11 protein-coding genes are annotated in these 15,137 nt (G+C 65.5%); 9 read left to right on the top strand and 2 right to left on the bottom strand.

Going from position 1 to position 15,137, the window contains the following annotated elements:
- The first annotated feature begins 20 nt into the window (after positions 1–20).
- The 4 genes from ftsH (at position 21) to AAID08_RS21865 (ending at position 5,142) form a co-directional block, all read left to right on the top strand.
- The gene (ftsH, locus tag AAID08_RS21880) at positions 21–1,919 is read left to right on the top strand and encodes an ATP-dependent zinc metalloprotease FtsH (RefSeq protein WP_054501104.1); all 1,899 of its coding nucleotides are present in this window, start codon (positions 21–23) and stop codon (positions 1,917–1,919) included.
- Between the two features lie 18 nt (positions 1,920–1,937).
- Complete coding sequence (gene folP, locus AAID08_RS21875) at positions 1,938–2,783, top strand: dihydropteroate synthase (RefSeq protein ID WP_054501105.1); 846 nt, start codon at positions 1,938–1,940, stop codon at positions 2,781–2,783.
- On the top strand, positions 2,780–4,123 hold the full coding sequence (glmM, locus tag AAID08_RS21870; RefSeq protein WP_054501106.1) for a phosphoglucosamine mutase: 1,344 nt from the start codon (positions 2,780–2,782) through the stop codon (positions 4,121–4,123). Before folP ends, glmM begins: the two co-directional genes overlap by 4 nt.
- Before the next feature lie 215 nt (positions 4,124–4,338).
- Positions 4,339–5,142, top strand: coding sequence for a GNAT family N-acetyltransferase (locus AAID08_RS21865; protein WP_054501107.1), 804 nt, complete (start codon positions 4,339–4,341; stop codon positions 5,140–5,142).
- 178 nt (positions 5,143–5,320) lie between these two features.
- Here AAID08_RS21865 and ppx read toward each other — a convergent pair whose 3' ends face one another.
- Positions 5,321–6,808: an exopolyphosphatase gene (gene ppx / locus AAID08_RS21860; RefSeq protein WP_064524067.1), complete on the bottom strand. Its 1,488-nt coding sequence runs from the start codon at positions 6,806–6,808 to the stop codon at positions 5,321–5,323.
- Positions 6,809–7,027: 219 nt separating this feature from the next.
- Here ppx and ppk1 point away from each other — a divergent pair, with 219 nt between their 5' ends.
- The 5 genes from ppk1 (at position 7,028) to pstB (ending at position 13,558) form a co-directional block, all read left to right on the top strand.
- Positions 7,028–9,103 (top strand): polyphosphate kinase 1, encoded by a 2,076-nt coding sequence (ppk1, locus tag AAID08_RS21855; RefSeq protein WP_054501109.1) that lies wholly within the window; start codon positions 7,028–7,030, stop codon positions 9,101–9,103.
- 556 nt (positions 9,104–9,659) lie between these two features.
- Positions 9,660–10,700: a phosphate ABC transporter substrate-binding protein PstS gene (pstS, locus tag AAID08_RS21850; protein ID WP_064524069.1), complete on the top strand. Its 1,041-nt coding sequence runs from the start codon at positions 9,660–9,662 to the stop codon at positions 10,698–10,700.
- 139 nt (positions 10,701–10,839) lie between these two features.
- Positions 10,840–11,856 (top strand): phosphate ABC transporter permease subunit PstC, encoded by a 1,017-nt coding sequence (pstC, locus tag AAID08_RS21845; protein ID WP_054501111.1) that lies wholly within the window; start codon positions 10,840–10,842, stop codon positions 11,854–11,856.
- A 23-nt stretch (positions 11,857–11,879) separates the two neighbouring features.
- Entirely contained in the window at positions 11,880–12,734 is an 855-nt protein-coding gene (gene pstA / locus AAID08_RS21840) for a phosphate ABC transporter permease PstA (protein WP_080977466.1), read from the top strand.
- A gap of 47 nt (positions 12,735–12,781) precedes the next feature.
- Positions 12,782–13,558 (top strand): phosphate ABC transporter ATP-binding protein PstB, encoded by a 777-nt coding sequence (gene pstB / locus AAID08_RS21835; protein ID WP_006385463.1) that lies wholly within the window; start codon positions 12,782–12,784, stop codon positions 13,556–13,558.
- A 148-nt stretch (positions 13,559–13,706) separates the two neighbouring features.
- On the opposite strand, the gene AAID08_RS21830 is transcribed toward pstB, so the two are convergent.
- A complete protein-coding gene (locus AAID08_RS21830; RefSeq protein ID WP_116792840.1) occupies positions 13,707–15,062 on the bottom strand; it encodes an aromatic acid/H+ symport family MFS transporter in 1,356 nt (451 codons plus the stop codon).
- Positions 15,063–15,137: the final 75 nt, after the last annotated feature.

Raw genomic sequence — 15,137 nt, 5'->3', positions numbered from 1 at the left:
TCGAAAGCAGGAGATCGACCTTGAATAATTCATTTTCGAAAGTCGCCGTCTGGATGGTGATAGCCCTGGTGCTATTCACGGTCTTCAAGCAGTTCGACGGACGCGCGCAGACCCAGGACGGCGTGACCTACACGCAGTTCATGGACGACGCCAAGGCGGGCCGTATCCGCAAGGTGGACGTGCAGGGCGGCCCTGGCGGCGACGTGCTCTACGTCACGCCGGACGCGGGCCGCCCCTACACGCTGACCTCGCCGGGCGACCTCTGGATGGTTTCCGACCTGCTCAAGTATGGCGTGCAGGTTTCGGGCAAGCCGCGCGAAGAGCAGTCGCTGCTGATGAGCATCTTCGTGTCCTGGTTCCCCATGCTGCTGCTGATCGGCGTGTGGGTGTTCTTCATGCGCCAGATGCAGGGCGGCGGCAGGGGCGGCGCGTTCAGCTTCGGCAAGTCGCGCGCCCGCATGCTCGACGAGAACACCAACCAGATCACCTTCGCCGACGTCGCCGGCTGCGATGAAGCCAAGGAAGACGTCCAGGAACTGGTCGATTTCCTGCGCGATCCCAGCAAGTTCCAGAAGCTGGGCGGTCGTATTCCGCGCGGCGTGCTGATGGTCGGCTCGCCCGGTACCGGCAAGACGCTGTTGGCCAAGGCCATCGCCGGCGAAGCCAAGGTGCCGTTCTTCAGCATCTCCGGTTCGGACTTCGTTGAAATGTTCGTCGGCGTGGGCGCGGCCCGCGTGCGCGACATGTTCGAGAACGCCAAGAAGCACGCGCCCTGCATCATCTTCATCGACGAAATCGACGCCGTCGGTCGCCAGCGCGGCGCCGGCCTGGGCGGCGGCAACGACGAACGCGAACAGACGCTGAACCAGATGCTGGTGGAAATGGACGGCTTCGAGTCGGGCCAGGGCGTCATCGTCATCGCCGCCACCAACCGTCCCGACGTGCTGGATCCGGCGCTGCTGCGTCCGGGCCGCTTCGACCGCCAGGTCGTGGTGCCGCTGCCGGACATCCGCGGCCGCGAACAGATCCTGAAGGTCCACATGCGCAAGGTGCCGCTGTCGCCCAACGTCGACGCGACCATCCTGGCGCGCGGCTGCCCGGGCTTCTCCGGCGCCGACCTGGCCAACCTGGTCAACGAAGCCGCGCTGTTCGCCGCGCGCCGCAACGGCCGCACGGTCGATATGTCGGACTTCGAGAAGGCCAAGGACAAGATCATCATGGGCGCCGAGCGCCGCTCGATCGTCATGCCCGAAGAGGAACGCAAGAACACCGCGTACCACGAATCCGGCCACGCCATCGTCGCCCGCATGCTGCCCAAGACCGATCCGGTCCACAAGGTCACCATCATTCCGCGCGGCCGCGCGCTGGGCGTGACGATGCAGTTGCCGGAAAGCGATCGCTACAGCATGGACAAGAGCCGCCTGTTGTCGACCATCGCGGTGTTGTTCGGCGGCCGTATCGCCGAAGAGATCTTCATGAACCAGATGACCACCGGCGCCTCGAACGACTTCGAACGCGCCACGGCCATCGCCCGCGACATCGTCACGCGCTACGGCATGACCGACGAGCTGGGTCCGATGGTCTACGCCGAGAACGAAGGCGAGGTGTTCCTGGGCCGCAGCGTCACCAAGACCACGCACATGTCCGAAGCCACCATGCAGAAGGTGGACTCCGAGATCCGCCGCATCATCGATGAGCAGTACGGCGTTGCGCGCAAGATCCTGGAAGACAACCGCGACAAGGTCGAAGCCATGACCGCCGCGCTGCTCGAATGGGAAACCATCGACGCCGACCAGATCAACGACATCATCGAGGGCCGCCCGCCGCGTCCCCCGAAGACGCCGCAAGGTCCGTCGGATACGTCGGATACGCCTCCGACCGGCCTGGCCGCCGGCGGTAACACGGCAGCCGCGGTCTGAGGTCTTTCGTCCTGATTTATGGCGAATAACTTCCTTTGCGGGCGCTTCGAGTTTGATCTCGAGCGCCCGCTTGTCATGGGTATCGTCAATGTCACGCCGGATTCGTTTTCCGACGGCGGCCAGCACGACGATACCGACGCCGCGGTGGCGCATGCGCGCCGCCTGATCGACGAAGGCGCGCAGATCCTCGATCTGGGCGGCGAGTCGACGCGACCCGGCGCCGAGCCGGTGGCGGTCGCCGACGAGCTGGACAGGCTGCTGCCGGTGATCGAGGCGCTGCGCGACTGCGGCGTGCCTTTGTCGATCGACACCTTCAAGCCCGAGGTCATGCGCGCCACGCTGGATGCCGGCGCCGACATGATCAACGACATCTACGGCTTCCGGCAGCCCGGCGCCATCGAGGCGGTGGCGCAGTCGCGTTGCGGTCTGTGCGTCATGCACATGAAAGGCGAGCCGCGCACCATGCAGGCGACGCCGCCCGAATATTCCGACCTGATCGGCGAAATCGGTCTCTTTCTGGGGGCGCGGGCGCAGAAGCTGCGCGCCGCCTGGATCGATCCCCGACGCATCGTGCTGGACCCCGGCTTTGGGTTCGGCAAGACCGCCGACCAGAACTTCCAATTGCTGCGCCGGCTGTCTAGCCTGCGCAGCGGCGGTTATCCATTGCTGATCGGCCTGTCGCGCAAGAACATGATCGGCCAGGCCACCGGCCGGCCGGTCGGCGACCGGCTGTCCGGCAGCATTGCCGCCGCCCTGGCCTGTGTGGCCCGTGGCGCCTCGATCGTGCGGGTGCACGATGTGGCGGCCACGGTGGATGCGCTCAAGGTCTGGCAGGCGGCTGAACAAGGAGCAATCACTTCATGACTCAACGCAAGTATTTTGGTACCGACGGTGTGCGCGGCGAAGTCGGCGGCCCGGTGATCAACGCGGAATTCGCCCTGCGCCTGGGTTATGCCGCCGGCCGCGTGCTGGCGCGCGAACACGCGGTGCGCGGCGGCAGCCGCCCGCAGGTGGTGATCGGCAAGGACACGCGCATTTCCGGCTACATGCTGGAATCGGCGCTCGAGGCCGGGCTGTCGGCCGCGGGCATCGACGTGCTGCTGGCCGGCCCGATCCCCACGCCCGCCGTGGCCTACCTGACGCGCGCGCTGCGCTTGGTCGCGGGCATCGTGATCAGCGCCTCGCACAATCCTTACCAGGATAACGGCATCAAATTCTTCTCGGCCCAGGGCATGAAGTTGCCGGATGAGATCGAGGCGGCCATCGAGGCCGCCCTGGATGAGCCGCTGGGCTGTGTCAGCTCCGAAGGGTTGGGCCGCGCGCGCCGTATGTCGGACTCCCAGGGCCGCTACATCGAGTTCTGCAAGAGCACGTTCCCCAACGACCTGGACCTGAACGGCATGACGATCGTGGTGGACGCCGCCCACGGCGCGGCCTACAACATCGCGCCGCACGTGTTCCGCGAGCTGGGCGCCGAAGTGCACGCGATTGGCGTGCACCCGGATGGCTTCAACATCAACAAGGGCGTGGGCGCGCTGCACCCGGAGCAGTTGGCCAAGGAAGTGAAGGCGCGTGGCGCCCAGCTCGGCATCGCGCTGGACGGCGACGCCGACCGCCTGCAGATGGTGGACGGCGACGGCCGCATCTACAACGGCGACGAACTGCTGTACGCCATCCTGCGCGAGCGCATGCAGCGCGGCAAGGTGGACGGCGTGGTCGGCACGCTCATGACCAACTTTGGTTTCGAGCGGGCGCTGCAGCGCCTGAATGTGGGCTTCGAACGCGCCAACGTGGGCGACCGCTACGTGCTGGAACAGATGCAGGCGCGCGGCTGGCTCTACGGCGGCGAAAGCTCCGGCCACCTGCTGTGCCTGGATTGCCACTCCACCGGCGACGGCATCATCGCCGCGCTGCAGGTGCTGACCGCGCTACGCCGCAATCATGCCTCGATGGCCGAATGGATCAAGGACCTGCGCATGTATCCGCAGAAGATGATCAACGTGCCGCTGACCCCGGGCCAGGACTGGAAGACTCATCCGGGCCTGACCGCCGCGCGCCAGGCCGTCGAGGCCGAACTGGGCGACCGCGGCCGCGTGCTGATCCGCGCCTCGGGCACCGAGCCCAAGCTGCGTCTGATGGTGGAGGCCGAGGACGAAACCCTGGCAGTGACGTCAGCCGAGAAGCTGGCGGCCAGCCTGGGATAAGCCAACTTCGCCAGGACCGGACATGGCCATTCATTGCTTTGCGATGAATGGCCATTGTTTGTTGGGAATAAGTATTGTTTTGTAAAGTTTTGTCGAACTTTGCGGAATTGTGGCCGCAGCGCTCCGAACTAAACTTCATAGTCACGTAACATATTGGTCAAGTCTTTGACATACAGGGCGTCCAAACTGACCGGACTCTCTAGGAGCTTCGCGCAATGCTGGAACTAGCACGCATCAACCCAAGCCGTAACGCTACCGAACCGTGGACAGGCCCCGCCGCACGGGTGCTGGTGGTCGGCCTGGCGCGCACGGCCGAGGAAATTGAACAGATCCAGCGCCTGCGCTACGACGTCTTCACCGAAGACATGGGCGCGGTCTTCCCCGATGCCCAGGACGGAATCGAGCACGACCGTTTCGATCCCTTCTGCGAGCATCTGATGGTGCGCGAACTCGACACCGGCCGTGTCGTCGGCACCTACCGCATCCTCACGCCCGAAAAGGCGCGCGAGGCCGGCGGCTACTACTCGCAATCCGAATTCGACCTGTCCGGCCTCGGCGCGATCCGCGACGAGCTGGTGGAAGTGGGGCGCTCGTGCACTCACGCCGACTACCGCAACGGCGCGGTCATCATGCTGTTGTGGTCGGGCCTGGCGGAATACCTGCGCCGCGGCGGCTACCAGTACGTGCTGGGCTGCGCCAGCGTCAGCCTGCGCGACGACGGCGTCACCGCTGCCGAAGTGTGGCGCACGATTTCCAAGCAATTGCCGACAGAAGGGCAGCCGCATGTGACGCCGCTGCATCGTTATCCGGTGGAAAAACTCAACAGCACGCTGCCGGCGCGCGTACCGCCGCTGATCAAGGGCTACCTGAAGCTGGGCGCGACGGTCTGCGGCGAACCCGCCTGGGACCCGGATTTCAACGCCGCCGACTTCCCGGTGCTGCTGAAGATGGACGGCATGGACGAGCGTTACCGCCGCCATTTCGGCCTGGATCAACCCACGGCCAACGGTCAGCGCTGATCATGCGCCGCTTGTTCCGCCGCATGAAGATCAGACTGATTCGGCGGGCAACGCGGCCATTCCGCCTGGAACTCAAGCAGCTCGAACGCGAGACCGATCTGTCGCCGTTCTAGCGCCAGATGCCCGCCACGCCACACGGCCCCGGATTCTTCCGGGGCCGTGCTGTTTTGGACGCGGCTCAGAACTCGAGCAGTTCGAACGAGAAGCCCACTTTCGACCATTCGGCTTCTTCCGCGCGCAGCGTGAAGTCGCTGAGCGGGTGTTGCGCGAGCCAGTCGCGGTTCACGCGCACGACGATGGAGTCGTTGCGCATGGACGCGGTCAGGGGCAGCGGGTCGATTTCGCCGCGGCGGCGGAACAGCAGCACCGCCAGCCGCAGGCTGAGGATGGCCATCCACTGGGCGCGATTGCGCACCAGCGGCTCGAGCTTGCTCAGCTTGCCCTGGTGGCCCAGCGCCAGCAGCGCCAGCAATTGCTGGTCGGCGCGAGAAAAGCCCGGCATGTCGGCGTTCTCGAGCACGTAGGCGGTGTGCTTGTGGTAAGCGTTGTGGGCGATGGACAGGCCCACTTCGTGCAGGTCGGCGGCCCAGCCCAGGGCGGCGCGCAGTTCGGCGCGTTCGGCGCCTTCGGGCATCATCGCGTCGAACAGGCTGAGCGCGGCGCGGTGCACGCGGCGCGCCTGGTTGATGTCGACGTGATAGCGCTTCATGAACTGGCGCACCGACTCGTCGCGCTTGTCGTGCTCGTCGTCGCGGCCCAGCAGGTCGTACAGCACGCCCAGGCGCAATGCGCCGTCGCCGGTGTGCATGACATCGATGCCCAGTTCGTCGAACAGCGCGCTCATGATGGCCAGCCCGCCGGGCAGCACGTCGGCGCGCTCGACCTTGATGCCGGGCAGCTCGGACGGGATGACGCGGCCGGCGCGCACGATGCGGTCTTTCAGCTTGCTCAGGCCGGCGCGGGTGATGCCGCGTTCGGACATGCCGCCTTCGGTGAGGATGGCGTACAGCGCCTTGGCGGTGCCGGAAGAGCCGTAGGCTTCCTTCCAGCCGGTCTTGCGGTACTGCTTGGCGATGACTTCGATCTCGCGCCGCGCGGCCAGCTCGGCCTGCTTCATCTGGTGGGCGTCGACGATGCCGTCCGAGAAGAACTGGCGGCTGTAGCTGACGCAGCCCATGTAGAGCGACGACATCAGGCCGGGTTCATGGCCCTTGCCGATGATGACTTCCGTGGAGCCGCCGCCGATGTCGATCACCAGGCGCTTGTTGGGCGAGGGCGGCAGGGTGTGGACCACGCCCGAGAAGATCAGGCGGGCCTCTTCGCGGCCGGCGATGACTTCGATCGGGAAGCCCAGGGCGGCTTCGGCCCGGGGCAGGAAATCGCGGGTATTGCGCGCCACCCGGAAGGTGTTGGTGGCGACCGCGCGCACACGGTTGGGATGGAAACTGCGCAGGCGTTCGCCGAAACGTTCCAGGACCGCGATGGCCCGCTCGATGGCGTCGTCGCCAAGGCGTTTTTCGGCGTCCAGCCCGGCGGCGAGCCGGACGGTTTCCTTGAGGCGATCGATCTGGTAGATCTGGGGCGTACCGTCCTGCTGAACGATGCGTCCGATGGAGAGGCGGAAGCTGTTGGACCCGAGGTCCACGGCGGCCAGAAGTTGATCCATGCGGCTCGTAATATTGGCTGTGAGGTGGCCTGATTATAGAGACCCCATATGACAGCGCCTTCCGCTGCGGGTTTTCGCTTATGGAACAGGCAGTTGGCGCCGGGAGACCATGCTCCATGCGTCCCGGTTTTGTCGTACGCTACGCATTTGGCGTTGTGTCATAGAACCGTCACTATTTTGCAGTAAAACTCCACGCTCTCCTTACGTATGGAATCCGGTATGACCACACGCCCGCCCGCCGAGCCCTTGCTCCTGAATCGCGAGTTGTCGCTGCTCAAGTTCAACGAACGCGTGCTGGCGATGGCGGAAAATCCGAGCACGCCCCTGCTCGAACGGCTGCGCTACGTCTGTATCGTCAGTTCCAATCTTGATGAATTCTTCGAGATCAGGATCTCGAGTCTCAAGGAACAACAGCGCCAGTCGCCGAACTTGGTCGGCCCGGACGGCATGACGCCCGACCAGGCGTTCGAGAACGTCCAGCAGGCGGTGCACGAGCTGGTGGGGCGCCAGTACGCGCTGCTCAACGACGCCATCCTGCCGGCGCTGCAGGCCGAGGGTATCGCGCTGCACCATGCCTCGGAATGGAATGCCGAGCAGCAGGAATGGGCGCGCGAGGTCTTCAACCGCGACGTGATGCCGCTGCTGACGCCGATCGGGCTGGACCCGGCGCATCCGTTCCCGCGGGTCTACAACAAGAGCCTGAATTTCATCGTCTCGCTGTCCGGCGCCGACGCCTTCGGCCGCCAGGCCTCGATCGCCGTGGTGCAGGCGCCGCGCGCGCTGCCGCGCCTGATCAAGATGCCGCCAGAGCTGTCCGGCCATCCGGAAGGCTACATCCTGCTGACCTCGCTGCTGCGCGCCTTCGTCGGCGAGCTGTTCCCGGGCCTGGAGATGCTGGGCTGCTACCAGTGGCGGGTGACGCGCAACAGCGACCTGTTCGTGGACGAGGAAGAAGTCACCAACCTGCGCCACGCCCTGCAGGGCGAGCTGTCGCAGCGCAACTTCGGCGCCGCGGTGCGCCTGGAGATCGACAAGCTGACGCCGGTCGAGCTGGAAACCTTCCTGCAGCGCGAATTTTCCCTGAAGGCCGAGGACACCTACCGGGTGCCGGGGCCGGTGAACCTGTCGCGCCTGATGCAGTTGTGCAATTCGCCCAACCGGCCCGACCTGCTGTTCCCCGATTACCGCGCGCCTGTGCCGGCGCCATTCGACCGCGTCGGCGACAAGCCGGCCGAACTGTTCGAGGCCGTGGCCGAGCAGGACCGCCTGCTGCACCACCCGTACCAGTCGTTCCAGCCGGTCATCGACTTCCTGACGGCCGCCGCGCTGGATCCGGACGTGATGGCCATCAAGCAGACCATCTACCGCACCGGCGAGGATTCCGAGCTGATGAAGATCCTGTTGGCTGCGGCGCGCGCCGGCAAGGAAGTGACGGTGGTGGTGGAACTGATGGCGCGCTTTGACGAGCAGACCAACATCAACTGGGCCTCCAAGCTGGAAGAGGTGGGGGCGCATGTGGTCTATGGCGTCGTGGCGCACAAGACCCACGCCAAGATGGCGGTGGTGCTGCGGCGCGAAAAGGGCCGCCTGCGCCGCTATGCCCACCTGGGCACCGGCAACTACCACCCGCGCACCGCGCGCCTGTACACCGATTTCGGCCTGCTGACCGCCGATCCCAAGCTGTGCGAGGACATGGACAAGGTGTTCGCGCAGTTGACCGGCCTGGGCGCGCGGCGCGCGCTCAAGTCGCTGATGCAGTCGCCGTTCACGATGCATGAAGGCATGGTGGCGCTGATCCGCGCCGAGGCTCGCGCCGCCAAGGCGGGCAAGCGCGCGCGCATCATGGCCAAGATGAACTCGCTGCTGGAAGAGCAGATCATCGAGGAACTCTACAAGGCCAGCCAGGCCGGCGTGAAGATCGACCTGATCGTGCGCGGCGTCTGCGCGCTGCGCGCCGGCGTGCCGGGACTGTCCGAGAACATCCGGGTGCGCTCCATCGTGGGCCGCTTCCTGGAGCATTCGCGCGTGTTCTATTTCTACGCCGAAGGCGCCGAGACGGTGTACCTGTCCTCGGCCGACTGGATGGACCGCAATTTCTTCCGCCGCGTGGAAATCGCCTTCCCGATCTACGACAAGGCCCTCAAGAAGCGCGTCATCGACGAAGCCTTCACGTTCGCCCTGCGCGACAACCAACTGGCCTGGCAGCAACAGGCCGACGGCGACTACGTCCGCGTCCGCAGCCGCCGCGAACCCTTCAACCTGCACCAGTACCTGATGCAGAAGCTGGGCGTATAGCCTCGCCCGTCCTTCTCCCTTCGCGGAGGCCATGCGGAAACGGAACCAGGCCCCGCCCAGCGGGGCCTTCTCTATCCGCCCCCACATCCCCCACCAGCAAGCCACTCCCCATGCCAACCGCGCCCCTCCCAATCCAGGCCGCGCGGATCCGGCCCCGCCGGTCCACCACCGGCGCCCCCCTGGGGCGACCTCCGTCCCCACATCCCCCACCAGCAAGCCACTCCCCATGCCAACCGGCCCTTCCCAATCCAGGCCGCGCGGATCCGCCCCCGCCGGTCCACCACCGGCGCCCCCTGGGGCGACCTCCGTCCCCACATCCCCCACCAGCAAGCCACTCCCCCATGCCAACCGGCCCTTCCCAATCCAGGCCGCGCGGATCCGGCTCCGCCGGTCCGCCACCGGCGCCCCCCTGGGGGGGAAGCGCGCAGCGCTCCGGGGGGGGGTTTATGACTGTCACTATCCTGTCACGTTGGACTTCTAACATGCGAGGGTCGCTGAAAGACGGGCAGTAGAAAGCCTGCCAAAGACTCCTCTAACGAGCACAGAAGGAACCAAGATGTTCAAACGTGTCTTCAAACAAGTTTCCCTGGGCGTCGCGCTGAGCGCCGCCGTTTTTGCCGTCCAGGCCGCCGACGTGACCGGCGCCGGCGCTTCGTTCCCGTACCCGATCTACGCCAAGTGGGCGTCGGACTACAAGGCTGCCACCAACAATGCCGTGAACTACCAGTCGATCGGTTCGGGCGGCGGCCAGCAACAGATCATCGCCAAGACCGTCGATTTCGGCGCCTCGGACGATCCCATGAAGGCCGCTGACCTGGAAAAGAATGGTCTGCTGCAGTTCCCGGCCGTCATCGGCGGCACGGTTGCCGTGGTGAACATCGACGGCGTCGAGGCGGGCAAGCTGAAGCTGTCCGGCAAGGTCCTGGGCGACATTTTCCTGGGCAAGATCAAGAAGTGGGACGACGCCGCCATCAAGGCGCTGAACCCCGACCTGAAGCTGCCGTCGGCCGACATCATCGTCGTGCACCGTTCGGACGGCTCGGGCACCACCTTCGGCTGGACCAACTACCTGTCCAAGGTGTCGCCGGAGTGGAAGGAACAGGTCGGCGAAGGCAAGGCCGTCAAGTGGCCCGTGGGCCAGGGCGGCAAGGGCAACGAAGGCGTCGCCGCCTACGTCGGCCAACTGAAGAACTCGATCGGCTACGTCGAATACGCCTATGCCAAGCAGAACAAGCTGGCCTGGACGCAACTGCAGAACAAGGACGGCAAGTTCGTCCAGCCGGAACAGAAGGCCTTCGCCGCCGCCGCCGCCAACGCCGACTGGAAGAGCGCGCCTGGCATGGGCGTGGTGCTGACGGACGAGCCGGGCGCCGATTCGTGGCCCGTCACCGCCGCCACCTTCATCCTGGTCCACAAGTCGCAAGACAAGCCGGTGCAAGGCAAGGCCGTCCTGGACTTCTTCGACTGGGCCTTCAAGAACGGCGCCAAGTCGGCTGAAGCCATGGACTACGTGCCGCTGCCGGAAGCCGTGACCAAGGAAATCCGCGCCGCCTGGGGCGAGGTCAAGTCCGCCGACGGCAAGGCTGTCTGGAAGTAAAGCGGATGCCTGGCGCGCGACATCGCGTTCGCGCGCCGGCATCGGCCCACTGCCCCGGTTGCCGGCTTGCCGCAGACCGGGGCGGGTCCCCCGGACCCACTCGTCGTTTCTCCCAAGGTTTCCTAAGGAAAGTCCATCCATGAGCGCGGTAATGGATAATAGTGTGCCGCTTTCGCCCAGCGTGGCGGACTCCGTGACTACCGGCACGCCTTCGCCTATGAAGCAAAATAAAAACGCGCTGATGGATGCGCTGTTCAAGAACCTGACCCGCCTGTTCGCCTTCCTGGTGTTCATTCTGCTGGCGGCGATTCTCATTTCCCTGATCTACGGCAGCCGCGAATCGCTGGCCAAATACGGCCTGTCGTTCCTGTGGCTGAACGACTGGGACCCGGTCAAGCAGAACTACGGCGCGGTGGTGCCCATCATCGGCACGCTGCTGACCTCGGCCATCGCCCTGATCATCGCGGTGCCGGTGTCGTTCGGCATCGCCATCTTCCTGACCGAACTGTCGCCGACCTGGCTGCGCCGCCCGCTGGGCACCGCGGTCGAGATGCTGGCGGCGATTCCGTCGATCATCTACGGCATGTGGGGCCTGTTCGTCTTCGTGCCGGTGTTCCAGCAGTACGTGCAGCCGTTCCTGATCGCCACGCTGGGCAGCGTGCCCATCATTGGCGGCATGTTCGCCGGGCCGCCCTTCGGCATCGGTATCTTCACCGCCGGCCTGATCCTGTCGATCATGATCATCCCGTTCATCGCCGCGGTGATGCGCGACGTGTTCGAACTGGTGCCGGCCATGCTGAAGGAATCGGCCTACGGCCTGGGCAGCACGACCTGGGAAGTGATGTGGCGCGTGGTGCTGCCCTTCACCAAGTCGGGCGTCATCGGCGGCATCATGCTGGGCCTGGGACGCGCGCTGGGCGAGACCATGGCGGTGACCTTCGTGATCGGCAACGCCTTCAAGTGGTCCGGTTCGCTGTTCTCGCCGGGCAACTCGATCGCCTCGGCGCTGGCCAACGAATTCAATGAAGCCGGCGGCATCCAGAAGTCGGCGCTGCTGGAACTGGGCCTGATCCTGTTCCTGATCACCACGATCGTGCTGGCCCTGGCGAAGATGCTGCTGGTCCGCCTGTCGGCCGGTGAAGGCAAGAAATCCTGACCCCGGCCCACAAGGAAAAGATCATGGCTGTCTCCGTACTCAATATGCAGAACGGCGTGTATCGCCGGCGCCGGGTGGTCAACCGCATCATGCTGACCATCTCGCTGGCCACGCTGGTGTTCGGGCTGTTCTGGCTGTTCTGGATCATCCAGACCCTGCTGTTCAAGGGCGCGCCGGCGCTGTCGTACACGCTCTTCACCGAAATCACGCCGCCGCCGGGGCAGTCCGGCGGCCTGGTCAACGCCATCTTCGGCAGCGTGATGATGGCCGGCGTGGGCACGCTGATCGGCACGCCGGTCGGCATCCTGGCCGGCACCTACCTGGCCGAATACGGCCAGCGCGGCTGGCTGGCGCCGGCCACGCGCTTCCTGAACGACGTGCTGCTGTCGGCGCCGTCCATCATCATCGGTCTGTTCATCTACGCCGTGTACGTGGCGCAGGTCGGGCACTACTCGGGTTGGGCCGGCGCCATCGCGCTGTCGATCCTGGTGATCCCGGTGGTGGTGCGCACCACCGACAACATGCTGCTGCTGGTGCCCAACAGCCTGCGCGAAGCCGCGGCCGCGCTGGGCTGCCCCAAGTGGCGCATGATCACCCTGGTGTGCTATCGCGCCGCCAAGACCGGCATCATCACCGGCGTGCTGCTGGCGATTGCCCGCATCTCGGGCGAAACCGCGCCGCTGCTGTTCACGGCGCTGTCGAACCAGTTCATGTCGACCAACATGAACGGCCCGATGGCCAACCTGCCGGTCGTGATCTACCAATACGCCGCCAGCCCCTTCAAGGACTGGAACGACCTGGCGTGGGCCGGCGCCACCCTGATTACGCTGCTGGTGCTGGGCATCAACATCATTGCCCGCAACATGTTCCGCAAATAAAGATCGCTTTGCCGGCGCGCCCGCCGCGCCGGACCTAGGGAAACCAAATGGAAAACACCGCTACCGCCGTCAAGAACAAGATCGAGGTCAAGAACCTGAACTTCTACTACGGCAAGTTCCATGCGATCCGCAATGTGAACATGTCGATCCAGGAGAAGAAGGTCACCGCCTTCATCGGCCCGTCGGGCTGCGGCAAGTCGACGCTGCTGCGCACCTTCAACCGCATGTTCGAGCTGTATCCGGGCCAGCGCGCCGAAGGCGAGATCATCCTGGACGGCGAGAACCTGCTGACCGCCAAGACGGACATCTCGCTGATCCGAGCCAAGGTCGGCATGGTGTTCCAGAAGCCCACGCCGTTCCCCATGAGCATCTACGACAACATCGCCTTCGGCGTGCGCCTGTTCGAGCGCCTGTCCAAGGGCGAGATGGACGAGCGCGTGGAATGGGCGCTGAGCAAGGCCGCGCTGTGGAACGAAGTGAAGGACAAGCTGCACCAGAGCGGCAACAGCCTGTCGGGCGGCCAGCAACAGCGCCTGTGCATCGCGCGCGGCGTGGCCATCAAGCCGGAAGTGCTGCTGCTGGACGAGCCGTGTTCGGCGCTGGATCCGATCTCGACCGCCAAGATCGAGGAACTGATCGCCGAGCTGAAGAACGACTACACCGTCGTCATCGTGACCCACAACATGCAGCAGGCCGCTCGCTGTTCGGATTTCACGGCCTACATGTACCTGGGCGAGCTGATGGAATTCGGCCAGACCGACCAGATCTTCGTGAAGCCGTCGCGCAAGGAAACCGAGGACTACATCACCGGCCGTTTCGGCTGAGCGTCCATCGAAACGGTTGCCTGTCGGGCAGACTGCGCGATCCGCCTTGGATCCCGCATGAAACAACGGCGCACCTTCGGGTAGCGCCGTTGTCGTTTACGCCAGTCCGATTCCGCGGCGAGCGCCGCGGTGCCGGACGCTCTGCCTGTCAGGACTGCTGCTGCCCCACGGGCCGCGTGCCGGCGGCCGGCCGCGACGACGCGCCGCCCGCGTAGCGGCCCGGGATCAGGATCACAAACGCTGCCGCCAGCACCGCCGCGCACGAGAACGCGATGAAGTTCCACGCCAGCGGCAATTTCAATCCCGCCAGATAGCCGCCTACGATGGGGCCGCTCATGGCGCCGATGCGGGCGAACGACAGCGCCCAGCCGGTGGCCGCGCCGCGCGCGTGCGCCGGGTAGTAGCCGGCCAGGTAGCCGGTCAGGATCAGCGACGACGAAATGCTGCCGATGCCGGCCAGCGCCACCCACAGGTAATTGACCGCCAGCGGATTGTTGTAGGTCAGGCAGTAGATGCCGACCGCGCCCACCAGGTAGAACAGCGCCACGATCTTGCGCGGTTCGCTCTTGTCGGCGAACTGGCCCAGCACCAGGCCGCCGATGGCCGAGGCCAGGCTGAAGACCAGCAGGAACGAGATGCTCGAGCCCAGGTCGTAGCCGTTCTTGCGCATGATCTGCGGCAGCCAGGTGTTCAGGCCATACACCAGCATCATGCCCAGGAACAGCGCGCCCCAGAAGCACAGCGTGGCGCGCAGGTGGCGCGGCGCGAATACCGCGGCCATGACGTCGCGCCACGTGGCTTTTTCGCCCGTCACTTCGCGCGGGCGGAACGGTTCCAGCGAGGCAATGCCCAGGCGCTGCGCCATGGCGCGGGCGCCGGCCTCATCGCCTTTGGCCAGCAGGTATTCGAGCGATTCAGGCAGCAGGCGCGCCAGCACCGGCACCAGCAGCAGCGGCGCCGCGCCCACCAGAATCACCGCGCGCCAGCCCCAGTGCTGCAGCACCGCCATGGCCACCGCGGCGGAGCACAGGATGCCGAGCGAGTAGCCGGAATACATCACACCGTAGTTGAAGCCCCGTTTGGCGGGCGGGGAATACTCGATCGTCAGCGCCGCCGCCACCGGAATGACCCCGCCCAGTCCCAGGCCGCCGATGAAGCGGAAGGTGGCGAACCATGTCGGCGTCGGCGCCCAGGCCGCGCCGATCATGGTCAGCGAGAACAGCGTCACGCAGGCCAGCAACATGCGTCGGCGGCCCAGCAGGTCGGACAGCGTGCCGACGGCGAATGAGCCGACGAACATGCCCGCCAGCGCGTAGCTGCCCAGCATGCCGAGCTCGATCGGCGTCAGGTTCCAGTTCTTGTCGTCCGCCAGGGCGGGCAGCACCGCGCCCATGACGCCGACGTCGTAACCCTCGAACAGGATCGCCAGCCAGCAGACGAACAGCACCGTGTAGGTGGTCCGCGTGGGCGTGGCCCAGGCGGACGGAGAGGAGGCATTTGCCATGGGATTCCCGATGTATGTCGTTATTTGGTTTGTCGAATTAATTTATGCTTCAACTATATAGGTGTCAATCAGGGG

This window comes from Achromobacter sp. EB05, from assembly GCF_044232075.1.
GTDB classification, from domain to species: Bacteria; Pseudomonadota; Gammaproteobacteria; order Burkholderiales; family Burkholderiaceae_B; genus Achromobacter; species Achromobacter dolens.
Note: the sequence above shows the minus strand (reverse complement) of the source record. Positions and strands in the feature narration are given on the sequence as shown.

Bases quoted from the DNA above. Each gene is read 5' to 3' on its own strand.
- folP (WP_054501105.1), top strand. From the start codon at position 1,938: ATGGCGAATAACTTCCTTTGCGGGCGCTTCGAGTTTGATCTCGAGCGC.
- glmM (WP_054501106.1), top strand. From the start codon at position 2,780: ATGACTCAACGCAAGTATTTTGGTACCGACGGTGTGCGCGGCGAAGTC.
- AAID08_RS21865 (WP_054501107.1), top strand. From the start codon at position 4,339: ATGCTGGAACTAGCACGCATCAACCCAAGCCGTAACGCTACCGAACCG.
- ppx (WP_064524067.1), bottom strand. From the start codon at position 6,808: ATGGATCAACTTCTGGCCGCCGTGGACCTCGGGTCCAACAGCTTCCGC.
- ppk1 (WP_054501109.1), top strand. From the start codon at position 7,028: ATGACCACACGCCCGCCCGCCGAGCCCTTGCTCCTGAATCGCGAGTTG.
- pstS (WP_064524069.1), top strand. From the start codon at position 9,660: ATGTTCAAACGTGTCTTCAAACAAGTTTCCCTGGGCGTCGCGCTGAGC.
- pstC (WP_054501111.1), top strand. From the start codon at position 10,840: ATGAGCGCGGTAATGGATAATAGTGTGCCGCTTTCGCCCAGCGTGGCG.
- pstA (WP_080977466.1), top strand. From the start codon at position 11,880: ATGGCTGTCTCCGTACTCAATATGCAGAACGGCGTGTATCGCCGGCGC.
- pstB (WP_006385463.1), top strand. From the start codon at position 12,782: ATGGAAAACACCGCTACCGCCGTCAAGAACAAGATCGAGGTCAAGAAC.
- AAID08_RS21830 (WP_116792840.1), bottom strand. From the start codon at position 15,062: ATGGCAAATGCCTCCTCTCCGTCCGCCTGGGCCACGCCCACGCGGACC.